This is a genomic window from Bacillus sp. FSL R5-0560 (assembly GCF_037966305.1).
GTDB lineage: Bacteria > Bacillota > Bacilli > Bacillales > Bacillaceae > Bacillus > Bacillus mojavensis.
On the sequence record NZ_CP150195.1, the window covers coordinates 2,312,453 to 2,327,022 of the forward strand.

Annotated in this window: 18 protein-coding genes and 1 pseudogene; 5 read left to right on the forward strand and 14 right to left on the reverse strand. The window is 41.7% G+C overall.

Annotated features, from left to right (window positions below):
- Positions 1–69 precede the first annotated feature (69 nt).
- A pseudogene (gene cgeC, locus NST56_RS12120) lies at positions 70–350 on the reverse strand (spore maturation protein CgeC); the annotation flags it as partial.
- Positions 351–558: 208 nt separating this feature from the next.
- Here cgeC and cgeA point away from each other — a divergent pair.
- On the forward strand, positions 559–960 hold the full coding sequence (gene cgeA / locus NST56_RS12125; RefSeq protein WP_010334631.1) for a spore crust protein CgeA: 402 nt from the start codon (positions 559–561) through the stop codon (positions 958–960).
- Between the two features lie 6 nt (positions 961–966).
- Complete coding sequence (locus NST56_RS12130) at positions 967–1,920, forward strand: DUF3880 domain-containing protein (RefSeq protein WP_339176886.1); 954 nt, start codon at positions 967–969, stop codon at positions 1,918–1,920.
- Positions 1,921–1,989: 69 nt separating this feature from the next.
- On the opposite strand, the gene NST56_RS12135 is transcribed toward NST56_RS12130, so the two are convergent.
- The 3 genes from NST56_RS12135 to msrA form a co-directional block, all read right to left on the reverse strand.
- On the reverse strand, positions 1,990–3,138 hold the full coding sequence (locus NST56_RS12135) for a phytase (RefSeq protein WP_339176888.1): 1,149 nt from the start codon (positions 3,136–3,138) through the stop codon (positions 1,990–1,992).
- A gap of 590 nt (positions 3,139–3,728) precedes the next feature.
- Complete coding sequence (gene msrB / locus NST56_RS12140; protein WP_029441326.1) at positions 3,729–4,163, reverse strand: peptide-methionine (R)-S-oxide reductase MsrB; 435 nt, start codon at positions 4,161–4,163, stop codon at positions 3,729–3,731.
- Complete coding sequence (gene msrA, locus NST56_RS12145) at positions 4,164–4,697, reverse strand: peptide-methionine (S)-S-oxide reductase MsrA (RefSeq protein ID WP_339176891.1); 534 nt, start codon at positions 4,695–4,697, stop codon at positions 4,164–4,166.
- Between the two features lie 133 nt (positions 4,698–4,830).
- On the opposite strand from msrA, the gene NST56_RS12150 reads away from it, so the two are divergent.
- Positions 4,831–5,256: a MarR family transcriptional regulator gene (locus NST56_RS12150; protein WP_024121778.1), complete on the forward strand. Its 426-nt coding sequence runs from the start codon at positions 4,831–4,833 to the stop codon at positions 5,254–5,256.
- A gap of 49 nt (positions 5,257–5,305) precedes the next feature.
- Here NST56_RS12150 and NST56_RS12155 read toward each other — a convergent pair whose 3' ends face one another.
- From NST56_RS12155 to ilvA, 7 genes are all read right to left on the reverse strand, one after another.
- Complete coding sequence (locus NST56_RS12155; protein WP_229147169.1) at positions 5,306–6,643, reverse strand: MATE family efflux transporter; 1,338 nt, start codon at positions 6,641–6,643, stop codon at positions 5,306–5,308.
- A 72-nt stretch (positions 6,644–6,715) separates the two neighbouring features.
- A complete protein-coding gene (gene ypmT, locus NST56_RS12160) occupies positions 6,716–6,910 on the reverse strand; it encodes a protein YpmT (RefSeq protein WP_010334639.1) in 195 nt (64 codons plus the stop codon).
- A gap of 11 nt (positions 6,911–6,921) precedes the next feature.
- On the reverse strand, positions 6,922–7,485 hold the full coding sequence (locus tag NST56_RS12165) for a YpmS family protein (protein WP_010334640.1): 564 nt from the start codon (positions 7,483–7,485) through the stop codon (positions 6,922–6,924).
- A 9-nt stretch (positions 7,486–7,494) separates the two neighbouring features.
- Positions 7,495–8,262, reverse strand: a complete 768-nt coding sequence (locus tag NST56_RS12170; RefSeq protein WP_010334641.1) for an SGNH/GDSL hydrolase family protein — start codon at positions 8,260–8,262, stop codon at positions 7,495–7,497.
- Between the two features lie 77 nt (positions 8,263–8,339).
- Positions 8,340–8,921 carry an SCO family protein gene (locus NST56_RS12175; RefSeq protein WP_268446092.1) on the reverse strand — a complete coding sequence of 194 codons (582 nt, stop codon included), beginning with the start codon at positions 8,919–8,921 and terminating at the stop codon, positions 8,340–8,342.
- Positions 8,922–9,077: 156 nt separating this feature from the next.
- Complete coding sequence (locus NST56_RS12180) at positions 9,078–9,329, reverse strand: DUF2535 family protein (protein WP_010334643.1); 252 nt, start codon at positions 9,327–9,329, stop codon at positions 9,078–9,080.
- Between the two features lie 90 nt (positions 9,330–9,419).
- A complete protein-coding gene (gene ilvA, locus NST56_RS12185; RefSeq protein WP_010334644.1) occupies positions 9,420–10,688 on the reverse strand; it encodes a threonine ammonia-lyase IlvA in 1,269 nt (422 codons plus the stop codon).
- A gap of 224 nt (positions 10,689–10,912) precedes the next feature.
- On the opposite strand from ilvA, the gene NST56_RS12190 reads away from it, so the two are divergent.
- Positions 10,913–11,917, forward strand: a complete 1,005-nt coding sequence (locus NST56_RS12190) for a sigma 54-interacting transcriptional regulator (RefSeq protein ID WP_326332472.1) — start codon at positions 10,913–10,915, stop codon at positions 11,915–11,917.
- 23 nt (positions 11,918–11,940) lie between these two features.
- On the forward strand, positions 11,941–12,582 hold the full coding sequence (locus tag NST56_RS12195) for a hemolysin III family protein (RefSeq protein ID WP_010334646.1): 642 nt from the start codon (positions 11,941–11,943) through the stop codon (positions 12,580–12,582).
- A 32-nt stretch (positions 12,583–12,614) separates the two neighbouring features.
- Here the strand turns inward: NST56_RS12195 and NST56_RS12200 are convergent, their stop codons facing one another.
- The 3 genes from NST56_RS12200 to NST56_RS12210 are packed head-to-tail and all read right to left on the reverse strand — an operon-like array spanning position 12,615 to position 14,536.
- The gene (locus NST56_RS12200) at positions 12,615–13,235 is read right to left on the reverse strand and encodes a hypothetical protein (protein ID WP_010334647.1); all 621 of its coding nucleotides are present in this window, start codon (positions 13,233–13,235) and stop codon (positions 12,615–12,617) included.
- Positions 13,236–13,745 (reverse strand): dihydrofolate reductase DfrA, encoded by a 510-nt coding sequence (gene dfrA / locus NST56_RS12205; protein ID WP_268505067.1) that lies wholly within the window; start codon positions 13,743–13,745, stop codon positions 13,236–13,238.
- A complete protein-coding gene (locus NST56_RS12210; RefSeq protein ID WP_010334650.1) occupies positions 13,742–14,536 on the reverse strand; it encodes a thymidylate synthase in 795 nt (264 codons plus the stop codon). The genes dfrA and NST56_RS12210 overlap by 4 nt, the downstream gene beginning before the upstream one ends.
- Positions 14,537–14,570 lie beyond the last annotated feature (34 nt).

Sequence of the window (14,570 nt, forward strand, 5' to 3'; positions counted from 1 at the left end):
TCCAAGCCTCCTATTGTCACACATGAAAACGGCTCCGCAGCAAGCAGAGCCTCTGTCATCATTTAAAAAGAAAGAACCCCAGCTTACAATACTTGAGAGGGCAACATTTGATCTCGTTTGATGGTTCTGAAAAATAACCAAATACCCATGACTTCTTTAACGATAACATTTTGAAGCGTATCTCCATTGATCAGATTAACTCTTGAAACCGGCACACCAAGCTCTTTAGCAAATACGAGCTGGCGTCTGAGATCAGATGGATTTCCGTCTGAAGCTGTTTGACGTATAAGCAGAATCAAATGCGATTCGTCGTCATTTTCTTCTCGGTTCGCTTTGTTTTCTAACTCCAAACAATCCCTCTCATTTATCCTTATGCTCTATTTCACAATATGAACATGCTGTCAATTGCGGTATAGGCATTGTCCATCCATAGAAAAAAATCAGCATTTTCCTTAAATATATGAAAAATAGCTCAGCTACGGCATTCGACTCATACCAATTGCCAATCAAAAGAATATGATTAAACGTGAGTTCAATAATTTATAGGAGGTGTGTGTGTTGAGCAGTGAAAATGCGCAGTTAAAAAAGGATATTATTAAAAGCCTTTTAAGCCCTTTATTTACAAATGCAACAGAAGGAGGAGAAAACGTGGATAATAACCTTAAAGAATTACTTGAAGCCGCTATAGATAATAAAGTGGACGAAAGCGAAACGGTTACTGCCGAATCTGTTTTAGATCCTTCCCTGCCTGCAAGATGGATTTTTGCCAGAATTACACCTGGCACTACCATCAGCATTGTGACAGATTCCGGTGACATGATCGGTCCGGTTGTCTTTGTTGCTTTTGATCAAGTTCACGGCATCGTATTTGTCACACAGGAAAGCTCTGTAACTCCGCCAGGTCAAGCGACAACATTGATTGATGTAGATAAAGTAGAAAGCGTTACATTCTTCTCATAACCTCTGATGAAAGTTTTATATATCCAGTCGGGATATGGAGGAATATACAGTTATTTTGACCGCTGGGCTGAAGATTGCTTTCGGCGCGCTCAGACAGAATTCATGTCTGCAAATACAACAGACACAGAAGCGCTGTCAAGCATTGAAACGTTTCAGCCGGACTTCGCACTCATGATGGTTGGAGATCACGTTCCTCACGACTGGCTGACCTGGTTAAAGGGTAAGGGTATCCCCGTATATGTTTGGCTGACAGAAGACCCATTTTATATTGATATCAGTCTTCAGGTGATAAAATACGCTGACGCGGTGCTAACAATTGATCAAAATGCTGCTCTCTGTTATCAGGAGCTTGGTTATCAGCATATCTATTATGTTCCGATTCCTGTTAATCATCGGCTGTTTAAAAAAATGGACACCGAACATTCCTTTCATTCACAATTGCTTATCATCGGCTATCCTTACCCTAATCGGGTTCAGCTTGTGAAAGAAGCGGCATATCTCCCGTACACCATTCGGGTCATCGGAAAGGAATGGAGAAAATACCTGCCTAAAAAAGTACTCAAACAGCCGCATATAGATGTAGTCAGCACATGGGTTCCGCCTGAACAGGCGGTTCATTATTATAACGGGGCAGACATCGTGATCAATCCACATCGGCCGTATCATTTTACGTTCAACAAAAATAAAAGCCGCATTAAAAATGCAAGCTTTAATAACCGCACCTTTGATATCGCTGCATGCGGAGCATTTCAACTAGTGGATCTCCCCGCGGCACATCCTTTTTCATCCTTTATTTCTTATCACAGCATAAACGACTTTAAGGAAAAAGCCGCTTTCTATATCAATCATCCTGAGGAACGAGACAAAGCTGCGGCGCTAAATTATAAAGAGACGGTTCCTGCTCATACATTTGATGAGCTTCCCGAAAAACTGAAAGCCATTCATCTGGCGCTTTCTTGAAAAATCGTTCATTTCATATGAACGATTTTTTCGTGAACATAAAAAAGTAGCCGAATATAGGCTGCTTCTTTAATCATCAGATCTGTCCTTCAGCTGTCTTGGATTCACCTGTTTATTCAAGTCAGGTTTTCCGCCAAGATGCTGAGAAATCTGTTCCCATGATACAATTTTGAAATTCTGATTGACAGCTTGTCCATTTTCTATATTTTCTCCGTCCTGCGCTACAAAAATGCCATACGGATATTTTGGCCCCAGCCCGAAACCAAGAACATCAATACCGTCAGTATCACTCGTCCCGTCTATTTTCTCGCCATCCTTAATTTCAAAATTGGCAATATACCGATTGCCTCTCTGCCTTTCATACATCGCATAGCTGTTATTGCCTTGACTTGAGGCGATGAGATAACCTTTTCCGTCCGGCGCATAATAGATGGTCAGTCCCTCAATATCAGCTGTCAAATGCTTTCCATCAGCACGATCAATGACTTTGCCCTGGGATCCTCCAGATGGTTCAGCATTAAATTTCCAAATTGCTGTGTCTTCCTCCGCTATATAGAGATTTCCGTACTCATCATCTGCGACGAGACCTTCAGTTTGAGAATTTAATTTGAATTGCCGCACTTTTTTCCCTGTTACATATCCCTTTCCATTGTCGGCCATTTCATATTGCTCGAACTCTCCTTGTTTTCCCGACACCAACGCATAAAATGCCCCTGTTTTTTGGCTGTGATACAGGCTGAAACCGTAAACCTCAGACATATCAGTGGAAATGGGATGTTTCGGATCTGTGATGCTTTTCAATTCACCTTTTTCCCCATCAATGGCGTAAACTTCAATCGAATTTTTTCCTTCTGTCCGGTTTGAAGCAGCGACAATGTCAATCTGTTTGCCGTTGAGGGGAAAATCATAGCGCAGATCGACATTATTCAGCTTGCCAAACTCGTAAGAATTGATCTGTTTGCCATCCAAATCATACACGACTAACCCGGACTTCTTGTTTGTCGTTATCAATTTGCTTTTTTCCGGATGCTTTGCATCAACCCAAATGGACGGATCATCTGCAGCGTCATCTCCGGAAGCAACCGGCTCAGTCTCTCCCTTTGCCGTCACTTTGAAATGATTCAATTCACCAGCATGATGAGCCGATACCGAATTTGCAGATAGGCTAAGCAATAAACATGCAGCAGCACTAAACAGAATGGTTTTTGGATACTTCATTTTTCAGCCCCCTTATTTAAACCTTCTTTCTTATTGTAAAATATACGAAGTTAGTGAATAGTGAGACAATTGAACCTTTTTTACGTAATGTTTCTGACTCAAAAGAACGCTTTTTTATATCGGCGTGAGAAGATGAAATGGGACCTGCTTATAAGGCGCGAAAATAGAGAATAAGAATATTTAGTACACTGTTTGTTTAGTTTATATTAAGCCCATCTCTACAATTTCTCTTAAAAATTCCTGCATTTTGTCTTATTGATTGCTTTCATTAACTCGAATAAAAAGTTGAAACTATGATGCATGGTAGAGATAAGAATATAAACCAGAAGTTTTAGTCACTGGCGAAGCGGGATCAATCGGAAGTCAAATTGTCAAACATCTTTTGCTGCTTATACCTTATATTCAGCAAAGACGACTGTAAACAGTATGGTAAGGAGCCAAAAGTATGCGGAGGATCGGCGGCTTTCAATTGTACTGGGAGATGTTATTACAAAAGACAGAGCTGCCCAAATTATTAAAGATCTGCATATAGAAAAAAGGCATAAAACAAGCCTGTCTATCGATTAGACAGGCTTGTTTTTGCTTGCATTTTATTTGTCAAATAGGTGCTGATAGTTTTCATATCCCTCTTCTTTGAGCTTATCCTTAGGAATAAACCGCAGCGCCGCAGAATTGATGCAGTAACGAAGTCCGCTTGGCCCAGGTCCGTCATTAAATACATGTCCCAGATGGGAATCGGCTGTTCGGCTTCTGACTTCTGTTCGAATCATTCCGTGGCTCGTATCCTGTTTTTCTTCCACTTCTTCTTCCTCAATCGGCTTAGTAAAGCTTGGCCAGCCGCAATGGGAATCAAATTTATCCTTGGAAGTAAACAAAGGCTTTCCTGACACTATGTCAACATAAAGCCCTTCTTCCTTATGATCCCAATACTCATTTTGAAACGGCGGCTCCGTTCCGTTATTTTGTGTGACCTCGTATTGCATACGGTTTAATGATTTTATTCTTTCTTCTTTATTTAGCGTCATTTATTTCGCCCCCCAATGCTCACTGATAAATCCAGCTCTTCCGGAGCCTGTCCGGTAACGCTGATAATGCCCTGAATTCTTTTTATAAAAATGCTGATGGTAATCTTCCGCTTCATAGAATGGTTCAGCCTTTAAAATGTCTGTCACGATAGGATCTTTAAAAATGCCGCTTTCCGACAGCCGCTGTTTTGATGCTTCGGCAAGCTCCTTTTGTTTTTCAGTATGATAAAAAATCGCTGCACGGTAAGAGCTGCCGCGATCAGCGAACTGGCCGCCTGCATCTGTCGGATCTATTTGCTGCCAGAACAGCTCTAATAGCTTTTCATAAGGGAATACATCAGGCTCAAACGTGATTTGTACGGCTTCACGATGCCCTGTTGTTTCGCTGCATACTTCTTCATAGGTAGGGTTTTCAGTATGGCCGCCTGTATACCCGGACACCACTTTTTCGATTCCCGGCTGTTCGTCAAAAGGTTTGACCATACACCAAAAACAGCCGCCTGCAAATGTGGCGAGTTCTTTTTTTTCAGACATACTGGTGCCTCCTTTGTTAATACGTGGTATTATTATATTATAGCATGTAAAAATAGAATGAAAATGATTCTGCTTTTCAATAAAATTCTATAGGTTTTGAGTATTAGCAATTATGTAATGGGGGTTCACAAATTTGAAAGTAAGAACACAAATGATGTATGATATGGAAACTTTACTCCGTAAAGTTTTTAAACAAATACGCAATGAAATCAATGACATTCTAGATAAAGAGCTGTCGCGGAATGAATTTACCATTTTGCGCATTTTAAGTGAACAGGGACCTAAGAAAGTGACTGAATTTGCGCCCATTTTGGAAGTATCAGCAAGCCACATTACAGCAGTGACTGACGCGCTGGTAGAAAAGGAATGGATCACGAGAATCAGATCGAAGGAAGATCGGCGGATCATCCGCATCCACATCACTGAAGCAGGTGAAAAAATCGTTCAGCATTTCAATGAGAAAAAAACTGAATATTTCTTTAAACGCTTTGATTGTTATACTGATACTGAACTTGCCACATTAATCGAGCTTTTCAGCAAACTTGATAAAAAACGGTAAAAAAAGCACATACCCTCTATCAGGGTATGTGCTTTTCGAAGCGCCTTTCTTATCTATCAGTAAACAATTTCATCGTTTTCCAGCGGCCGTATCTGTAGTACAAAAACGCCACACAGCTGCTGAATAAGAAACTCATACCGATTCCGAGACCGATCCCTTTCTGTCCAAGCCAAGCTGAAAACAGAGCCGTGAAAGGATATCTCAAAACCCAGAAAGATATTAAATTTAAAATCAAGACCTGCAACATGGCCCCAGCGGCTCTGACAATTCCGTTCAGCACAAAATTAATACCGATAAAGGGATAGAAAAACGCAATCCACCGCAAATATTGTTCACCAAACGCTACCGCGTCAGGCTCACTAATAAATAACCTCATTAAACATTTTCCAAATATCCAAATGATAATAGCAATGACAAGCATGCAAGAAAAGACAGCTATCACACCAAGCTTCGCAATCGATTCCACTCTTTTATAGTTTCCGAGTCCGATATTCTGCCCAGCCATGCTGTTGACCGCCGTACCGGCCGCCATAGCCGGAAGTGTGATGATGCTGTCCAGCCGCTGCACCGCGCCAAATCCAGAGACCACATGTTCTCCATATGAGTTGACGACACTCATGATCGCCATCATTCCGCCTGTAATTACCATCATCTGCAGACCGGCGGGAATACCGAGTTTCAGAATCAATGCAGTCTCTTCCCACTTAGGAGCTCTTGGCATAGAAAACGGAACTAGCTGATGTTTGATGACATAAAACAAACCATATAGAAACGCAATCCCCTGTGACAAAACAGTTGAATAAGCTGCTCCCGCAATCCCCATGCGGAAAACAGAAATAAAGAGCGGTGCCAGCACAGCATTCAGCACAACGGCAAAAGCGATGAACCTTAGCGGTGTTTTGCTGTCACCAAGCGCCCGAAGAACCGTACTGATAAAGTTATAACCAAACAAAAACAGTATACCGATAAATTGAATCTGCAAATAGATCTCGGCAAGCGGAATCATGGATTCCGGCGTTTGCAGAAGACGCAGCAATGGTTCTGACAAGAAAAAACCGGCTGCGCCGAACCCGATGCTTAAGCCTGTCAATAAAACGACAAAGGCATTGATGTACGACGCCATTCCTTTCTCATCATCTTTTCCTTTTTGCTGAGACAAAATGGTTAAGGTCGCATTATTAAGTCCCAAAATAAAAGACAGCACGGTTAATACAATCGTGCTTGATACCGCGGCCGCGCCAAGCGCTTTTGCCCCCAGCAAATTGCCGACCCATAAACTGTCTATGAATTGAAAAGAAACCTGCAGAGCATTTCCCAGCATAATAGGCACCGAAAATAGGATGAGCTGCCTCAGTACGTTTCCCTTCGTAAAATCGTATGCTTTCATTTCTTCTCCTTGTTCTCTTATATTTTCGTCCAGCCGCATGAAAAAAGAGACGATGCAGCATGTCTCTTTTTTTCACGATTTATCGGCTTTTTTTCGGTCTTTCATGCCAAATGTAAACACCATCACACTCAGAAACAATGCGCAGTACGAAATGTTCAAGTACATTTGATCCATATCTTCAGCGGCCAGATGATGATAAGCAAGCCAGCCGAAGTAAAGGGAAAACGTAAATGATAACAAACTGAAATACTGGTAAATCCGCTTCATTTCAGTCACCTCTATTGTTTAGGATGGTAATAGGAAAATTCAATTTCATCTTGTTCTAAATTAATTTTATTTGCTTTAACATACATACCGTTCGTTAATGGCATTTCAGACAGACGGACCTCAATGCTTTTATCGCCGGGATGAACATGCACAAAGGATGGAAGTTCATAGAAGCTGTCCATATAATTTAACACAAAGCTAATAGGAATACTCAATTTCCCTAAGGAAAATTTCGTTACATTCAGCTCGACATCGCCATTCTTTTTCACGGTCGGCTCAAATGCGATAAACGCGTCAATTGACGTGGAAAATGCTTTGATTTTCCCCGCTACATGGACATCGTCACCAATATCCACTTTGTAATCAAGCTTGTTTGACGCTTTCTCGTTTAAATATGAGTTGACAAAAGCAGCTAAAGATTCTTTTGTGCTGGTCACTTGAAATCCGTACTCGCTTTTAGAGGTATCCTCTACCTGAGCTTGCTTGCCCGGCAGCATGAGCAGCGTCACAAACCCTACTGCTAATACAATATTGATTGCAAGCAATATAAAAAACAGTCGTTTCCAGTTATTCATGATTTCACCCTACTCTTTCGGTAATCCTTCTTTTTCAATTGCTTGATAGACCCGTTTTGCTATTAAGGAATAACCCGTTCCATTAGGATGAAAATCATCTTCCTCAGAAATTCGTTTACTGTCACTTTTTTGATTGAACAAGTCTTCTATATTAATGATTTTTGCATGTTTATCTTTTTTCAGCTCTTTTTTAGCAATGTTGTTCCAATCTGTGACTACCCCGTTAATTTCCTGTAATTCAGATAGAGTAAACGTAAACGGATTATACATGCTGACATAAATCAGTTCTGCGTGATTATTCAGCGCCCGGATCTCTGAAATGATTTTTTTAAAACGCTTTTCGTACGGCTTTTCCTCTTCCTGGAACGGTTCGACAGTTAATTGCAGGAAATTTTGGCGAAGGACCTTCATCAGATCATTACCGCCAATTGTTAAAAAGACATAATCTGCATCTTTTATGCCTTTTTGAACGTTTTTATCTTTTAGTTTCTCTAACAAATCTTCCGTACGATTCCCTTTGACGGCATAATTTTTAACGTCTACCTTTTTGACTTGCTCATTTGACCGGATAGAGTCCGCCACCTTGCCAACATATCCCTTGCCCTCGGGATCTCCGACACCTTCTGTAAGCGAATCTCCGACAGCGGCAATGACAATGTGCTCTTTCGTTTTCAGTTCATGGGCTTTTTGTTTTCCCTCAGATGCTGTACGTAAGCTAGTACACGCAGTAAGAAGCAAAATCAAACTGGCCATGAGTGCAAAAATGCGCAGTTTCAATCTTGTTGCTCCTCCCCATTCTACTAGTGGAAAGTGTATCATGTTTTAGGAGATTTGAAAATGCCTTGTCTTCGAGATTACTTGAGTTTGCTGGCTGTTTTCACATCAGCGATGATGTCATCGTATGGTGTATTTTCTACTCCATTGTAATCTTTCAGCACTTTACCGTTAGGGCCTACTAAATAAAAAGAAGATTGATGAATGACCTGGTCCTGGCCTTCAGGTTTCTTCACGATCGCTTTAAAGCTCTCAAACGCAAACGTCTCGATGTCACTTTGACTGTATCCCGTTAGAAAATCCCAGTTATCAAAAGATAAAGGATAATTTGCCGCAAATTTTTTCAGCTGCTCCGGGTTATCATTCTCTGGATCAACACTGAAGGATACAATACGCACATTTATATCCTCAGCCTTTAATTTCTTTTGAAGATCTGTCATATGAGCTGTCATCGGGGGACATACGGTCTCACAATTGGTAAAAATAAAGTCTGCGAGCCAAACCTCTCCTTTTAAACTGTCTAAAGAAACATTTTTGCCATCTTGGTTTTTAAAAGTAAAAGGCTCCACCTGGTAATTAAGCGGATCCTTAATCTGATGTCCTCCGCAGGCACACAAAAGCAAAAAAATCAGTCCTGCCGCCAACCCTTTGATCATCTTCATGCCGTTCACCCTTTCCAGCTTAAAGCGCTTACTAAATGCCGTGCTCACCTTCCTACATCCTTGTTTCATTCTATACCCGCAAAAAAAATTCCTGCATGCCCCTTCGTACGCCTGCGCGCGGCATAGCAAAGGGGACACACAGGAATAAACGGCGTATCACGCGTTGTGTTTTAACACCTCTTGATGAAAAACAGCCTGATAATCAGTCCATTTCATCCGGCGCTTCATATATTGTCGGAAAGAATACACTTTTGCCCTGCTATTTGATGAAAACACCTCTTTTAAGTAAATCTGCAAATGCTGATTCAACATAAAGAAATAATGTTCATCTTCCTTTAACACAGGTATTTCTGTCACTTTCACCTGAATCCCGTCGCTTCGTTTGAACTCTAGGCTTTTGAGTAACAAGCTATCAATCCTCATTTTTTGATTGTTTTCTTCTATTATATACAATGCCGGCCGGGCTGTCTGTCATTTTGCGCGGTTGTGCCGAAAAAATCAAATCAGCAGATGGAATAAATCTTGATCCTTATTTACCTCTAAATAATGAAACGCTTTTTTATTCATCCGTTCAATCAGCGGTCCATAGTCAGCTTTGTTTTGAAGCTCAATGCCGACAAGAGCCGGTCCGTTGCTCTTATTGTTTTTCTTCGTATACTCAAATCGTGTAATGTCATCATTCGGCCCAAGAACTTCGTCAAGAAATTCACGGAGTGCACCAGCTCTTTGCGGAAAATTGACGATAAAATAATGCTGAAGTCCTTCAAAAATCATAGACCGCTCCTTCATTTCCTGCATTCTTCCAATATCGTTATTGCCGCCGCTGACAACACATACTACGTTTTTCCCTTTAATTTCTTCCTTATATAAATCCAGTGCCGCAACAGAAAGAGCACCCGCTGGTTCAGCGACAATCGCACATTGATTATATAATTCAAGAATGGCTGTGCATACCTTCCCTTCAGGCACGAGAAGGATGTCATCAACTACGGTTTCTAGCGCTTGAAAGGTTTCATCGCCGATTTTTTTTACTGCCGCTCCGTCCACAAATTTATCAATTTTATCTAACGTGACGACATGTCCAGCTTTGTTAGATTCAAAATAAGACGCAGCGCCCGCCGGTTCAACCGCGATCACTTTTGTCTCAGGAGACACGTTTTTCATATACGTGCCGACCCCTGCAAGAAGCCCGCCTCCCCCGACACTTGCAAATAGAAAATGCGGTTCTGTATCAATGTCATTTAAAATTTCGACTGCCAGAGTTCCCTGGCCGGCCATTACATCCGGATCATCAAACGGATGAATAAAGGTTCGGTGTTCCTGCTCACAGCATTCAACTGCATTTTTATACGCATCATCAAAAGTATCACCTGTCAAAATAATATCGATAAATCCTTTTCCGAACAGTTCCACTTGTGACACTTTTTGTCTTGGTGTTGTGGAAGGCATGAAAATTTTCCCATGAATGCCCAGGTGTTTACACGAAAACGCTACACCTTGTGCGTGGTTTCCGGCACTTGCGCACACGACCCCGTTTTTAGTCTGCTCGTCAGAGAGCTGCTTCATTTTGTTATAAGCCCCTCTGAGTTTAAAAGATCTGACTACCTGCAAGTCTTCTCGCTTCAAATAAATATTACATTCGTATCTCTCAGAAAGTCTGTCATTCCTTTGCAGCGGTGTGTGAGTCACAACGTCCTTCACGTTTTGATGAGCCTTTAAAATGTCTTTCACTTGGATGAGAGAGTTTTCTTTAAGCAACGGTTTCATGTACAGATTCCTTTCTTGTTTTAAATCCCTATTTAATATGCCATTATAACACGAATATTCAAATAATAAGACAATTATTTTTATTTAGTAAATAAAAAAATCAATCGCATTCTAAATTCGCCGCATCCAGTAGGCATAAGAACAAAGTTCTAAAGGATAAAAGATGTTTTTAGCTGAAAGGCATGTTATAATGGGAACCAATTAGAACCAAAAGGAGCCAATAAATGATTACCGCACCTCAACCTTGCACTTTTCATAATCTAATTGGAGAGCATCAACTCTTTCTCGAAACAAAACGAGTCGCCATGCAGTTTGCCTTATCAGAGCTTCCTGTCCTGATCACAGGAAAAGTCGGAACAGGCAAGGATCATTTTGCACAAGCCATACACCAAGGCTCTTCAAGAAATGGGGAACCATTGATCAGTATCAATTGCAGCACCCATTCAGAAGAAAGACTTGCATACGAGCTTTTTGGCTCTGACGGAGTCTCCGGTGCGTTTCAAAAAGCCGCCCGAGGCACACTTCTTCTTAATGACATATGGAATATGCCGGTTTCTGTACAAGCTAAGCTTTTAGAAGCACTTGACTCTGATGGGGAAAAACCGAGAATCATCTGTGCTTCTGTCATCCCGATAACAGAGGTTGCCAAAAATACATTCAGGCAAGACTTATTTTACAGGCTGAATATTTTAACGCTCACATTGCCGGTGCTGACCGAGCGAAAAAGCGATATCCCCCTTTTGACCCAGTATTTCCTTTCAGAATCCGGGCAGCCTTTATTAATTGAGCCTTCAGTCTTTCCGCTGCTTAAACAGCATCCATTTGAAGGGAATGTAAGAGAATTAAAAAACGCAACAGATTATATGGCGGCAGTATCCAGCGGAGGAACCATTCATCCGTATGACGTTCCGCCCTATATACGGGGCGGACTAAATGAAAAAACGACGAAGAAAAAAGCGAAGCTTCTGACTTTAATGGAAAAAGCAGAATTTCTGTTTATTTTGGAAACCATAAAAGTGTTAAATGAAAAAGGCGAACCGGCAAGCAGACGGATCATTTCTGAACGCAGCAAAAACAGCCAAACCTCACTAACGCCGCAGCAGGTCAGAAGCCGTCTGGATTATTTGGAGAAAAAAGAGTATGTGACAAAAAGCCGCGGACGTGCGGGCACAAAAATTACGTTAGAAGGGCTGAATTTTTTAGAAACGCTGCAACAACAAATGATGTAGCAGCGAAAGCGAGGAGAATGTACGTGTATACAATAAAAGAAGAGATTGCCAACGCCATCACCCACGGCATCGGTGTGTTCTTATCCATACCAGCATTAGTGTTCCTGATCATATTTGCGGCTAATTACGGGTCCGCATGGGATATCGTCAGCTTTACCATATTTGGTGTATCCATGCTGCTGCTTTATTTGAGCTCCACCCTGCTTCACAGCATTCAGCACAAAAAGACGAAAGATATTTTGGAGATTATTGACCACAGTGCTATTTACGTGTTGATTGCCGGAACCTACACCCCTTTTCTGCTTGGACCGTTAAAGGGCACACTCGGCTTCACCCTGCTGATCATCGTTTGGTCGCTTGCCCTTTGCGGAATCGTGTTTAAAATTTTCTTTGTAAAACGGTTTATCATTTTATCTACCTTGATGTATTTATTAATGGGATGGCTGATGATCATCGCGGTTAAACCTCTATATGCCTCACTGACAGGAGCTGGATTCAGCCTTCTTTTACTTGGCGGTCTGCTGTATTCCGCCGGAACGATCTTTTATATTTGGAGAAAGATTCCCTTCCATCACGCCATTTGGCACAGCTTTGTTTTAGGCGGAAGCGCAGCGATGTTTTTCTGCGTGCTGTTCTATTGTGTGAAAGTGCCGTTTTTATCCTAATGAAAAAGCGCAGTCTCAGTGACTGCGCTTTTTTAGGCCCGTAATTGCTTCTCACTTGCCGGAATATAAGCTTTAGAAAATGACAATTCTATATCTGCTGGTTTTAAGCGTTTAAAAAGCGACCCCTTCAGCACTTCATCTGTTCCTGTCGTTTCCACTATTACAACCGGAAGGCTGCAGCGGGCGGCAAGTTCCAATGGATCGATGCACCCATCTAAAGAAAGAATCATGCTTTGGCCTTTTTCTAATTGGGTCAAAGTATCTTCATATACCTTTTCTGAACTGCTCTCTTGTATGACATTCATCCGTTCAAGCCATTGTCCGATAATCGGTAAGCGAAACACTTTGGGGTTTGCGATAAAACCGGCAGGCTTCTCAATATACCCAGCAATTAAAGCAAGTTCAGCTAATCGCAAACGAGAATGCACATACAAAACAGGACCGCTCGGTATCGGCTCTGGCTGATGGATGGTGATGACAGATCCTGAAATACCGATACAGCCTTCCAAAAACGCCTTTGGCTGCTCGTAAACGAGTTTCATCTGTTTTTTGTATGACAGACGCGGATCCAGCATTCTTTGATTAAACAATTGTTTTATATTTTTTAACAGCATATACACAATGTAAATCACTAGGCAGCTGTAGCGAATCAATTATAATCCTCCCGCTTCAGATGATGCATTCTTTTTTTCATACACTAAAAATTCATAGTCATACGGATTTTTTTCGTCCTTCGTCCCTTGCTCAGAAGAAACAAGCTTCCATTTGCTCTCATCAAATTCAGGAAAGTAGCGGTCTCCATCAAACTGGTGATGAATTTTTGTCATATACAGCCTGTCCGCATAAGGAAACAGCGCCGTATAAAGCTGTGCGCCTCCGATCACGAAGCATTCCTCAGTATCTGAAGCAATCTGAAGTACGTCCTCTATTGAACTGACAACGGTACACCCTGGAAATTCTGCATCGTGTGCAGATGTCACAACAATATTTTTCCGATTTGGAAGCGGTCGTCCAATTGATTCATATGTTTTTCGCCCCATGATGATTGAATGTCCTGAGGTTACTTTTTTAAAGTATGCAAGGTCATTCGGCAAATGCCACGGCAAATCATTGTCCTTCCCGATAAGCCGATTGGCATCCATCGCGAAGATGAATGAAATCATACGCTGACCGCTCCTTTAATATGCGGATGAGGATTGTAATCTTCAATGATAAAGTCATCAAACGTAAAGCCGAAAATTGAATCAACCTCTCTGGCAAAACGAAGCTTCGGCAGCGGGCGGACATCTCTGGTCAGCTGCAAGTTAACCTGTTCAATGTGATTTTGATAAATATGAACATCTCCGAATGTATGAATAAACTCGCCCGGCTCAAGCCCTGTTACATGAGCGATCATCATTGTAAGCAACGCATAAGAAGCTATATTAAACGGCACACCGAGGAAAACATCGGCTGAGCGCTGATAAAGCTGGCAGGACAGCTTGCCGTCAGACACATAAAATTGGAACAGGCAGTGGCACGGAGGCAAGGCCATTTTATCGATTTCACCAACATTCCAGGCACTGACGATTAAACGTCTGGAGTTCGGATTTGTTTTAATATCTTCAACAAGACGTGAAATTTGATCAATGGTTTCTCCGTCAGCTCCCCGCCATGAGCGCCATTGTGAACCATATACAGGTCCGAGTTCGCCGTTTTCATCGGCCCACTCATTCCAAATACGCACTCCGTTTTCCTGCAGATAGCGTACATTGGTATCCCCCTTTAAAAACCAAAGCAGCTCATGCGCAATTGATTTAAAGTGAAGTTTTTTTGTGGTCAGCATCGGGAAGCCTTCCTGCAAATTAAATCTCATTTGATAGCCGAAGGTGCTGATTGTTCCGGTTCCTGTACGGTCTCCCTTTTTTTCACCATGATCTAAAACATGCCGGCATAATTCTTTATACTGTTTCATTTCATTCATCCTTTAAAAGTAGTCTTATAGTAGT

Excerpts from the sequence above, each read along its gene's own strand:
- NST56_RS12130 (WP_339176886.1), top strand. The coding sequence starts at position 967 with ATGAAAGTTTTATATATCCAGTCGGGATATGGAGGAATATACAGTTAT.
- NST56_RS12135 (WP_339176888.1), bottom strand. The coding sequence starts at position 3,138 with ATGAAGTATCCAAAAACCATTCTGTTTAGTGCTGCTGCATGTTTATTG.
- msrB (WP_029441326.1), bottom strand. The coding sequence starts at position 4,163 with ATGACGCTAAATAAAGAAGAAAGAATAAAATCATTAAACCGTATGCAA.
- msrA (WP_339176891.1), bottom strand. The coding sequence starts at position 4,697 with ATGTCTGAAAAAAAAGAACTCGCCACATTTGCAGGCGGCTGTTTTTGG.
- ilvA (WP_010334644.1), bottom strand. The coding sequence starts at position 10,688 with ATGAAACCGTTGCTTAAAGAAAACTCTCTCATCCAAGTGAAAGACATT.
- ypmT (WP_010334639.1), bottom strand. The coding sequence starts at position 6,910 with ATGAAGCGGATTTACCAGTATTTCAGTTTGTTATCATTTACGTTTTCC.
- NST56_RS12165 (WP_010334640.1), bottom strand. The coding sequence starts at position 7,485 with ATGAATAACTGGAAACGACTGTTTTTTATATTGCTTGCAATCAATATT.
- NST56_RS12190 (WP_326332472.1), top strand. The coding sequence starts at position 10,913 with ATGATTACCGCACCTCAACCTTGCACTTTTCATAATCTAATTGGAGAG.
- NST56_RS12210 (WP_010334650.1), bottom strand. The coding sequence starts at position 14,536 with ATGAAACAGTATAAAGAATTATGCCGGCATGTTTTAGATCATGGTGAA.
- NST56_RS12155 (WP_229147169.1), bottom strand. The coding sequence starts at position 6,643 with ATGAAAGCATACGATTTTACGAAGGGAAACGTACTGAGGCAGCTCATC.
- NST56_RS12175 (WP_268446092.1), bottom strand. The coding sequence starts at position 8,921 with ATGAAGATGATCAAAGGGTTGGCGGCAGGACTGATTTTTTTGCTTTTG.
- dfrA (WP_268505067.1), bottom strand. The coding sequence starts at position 13,745 with ATGATTTCATTCATCTTCGCGATGGATGCCAATCGGCTTATCGGGAAG.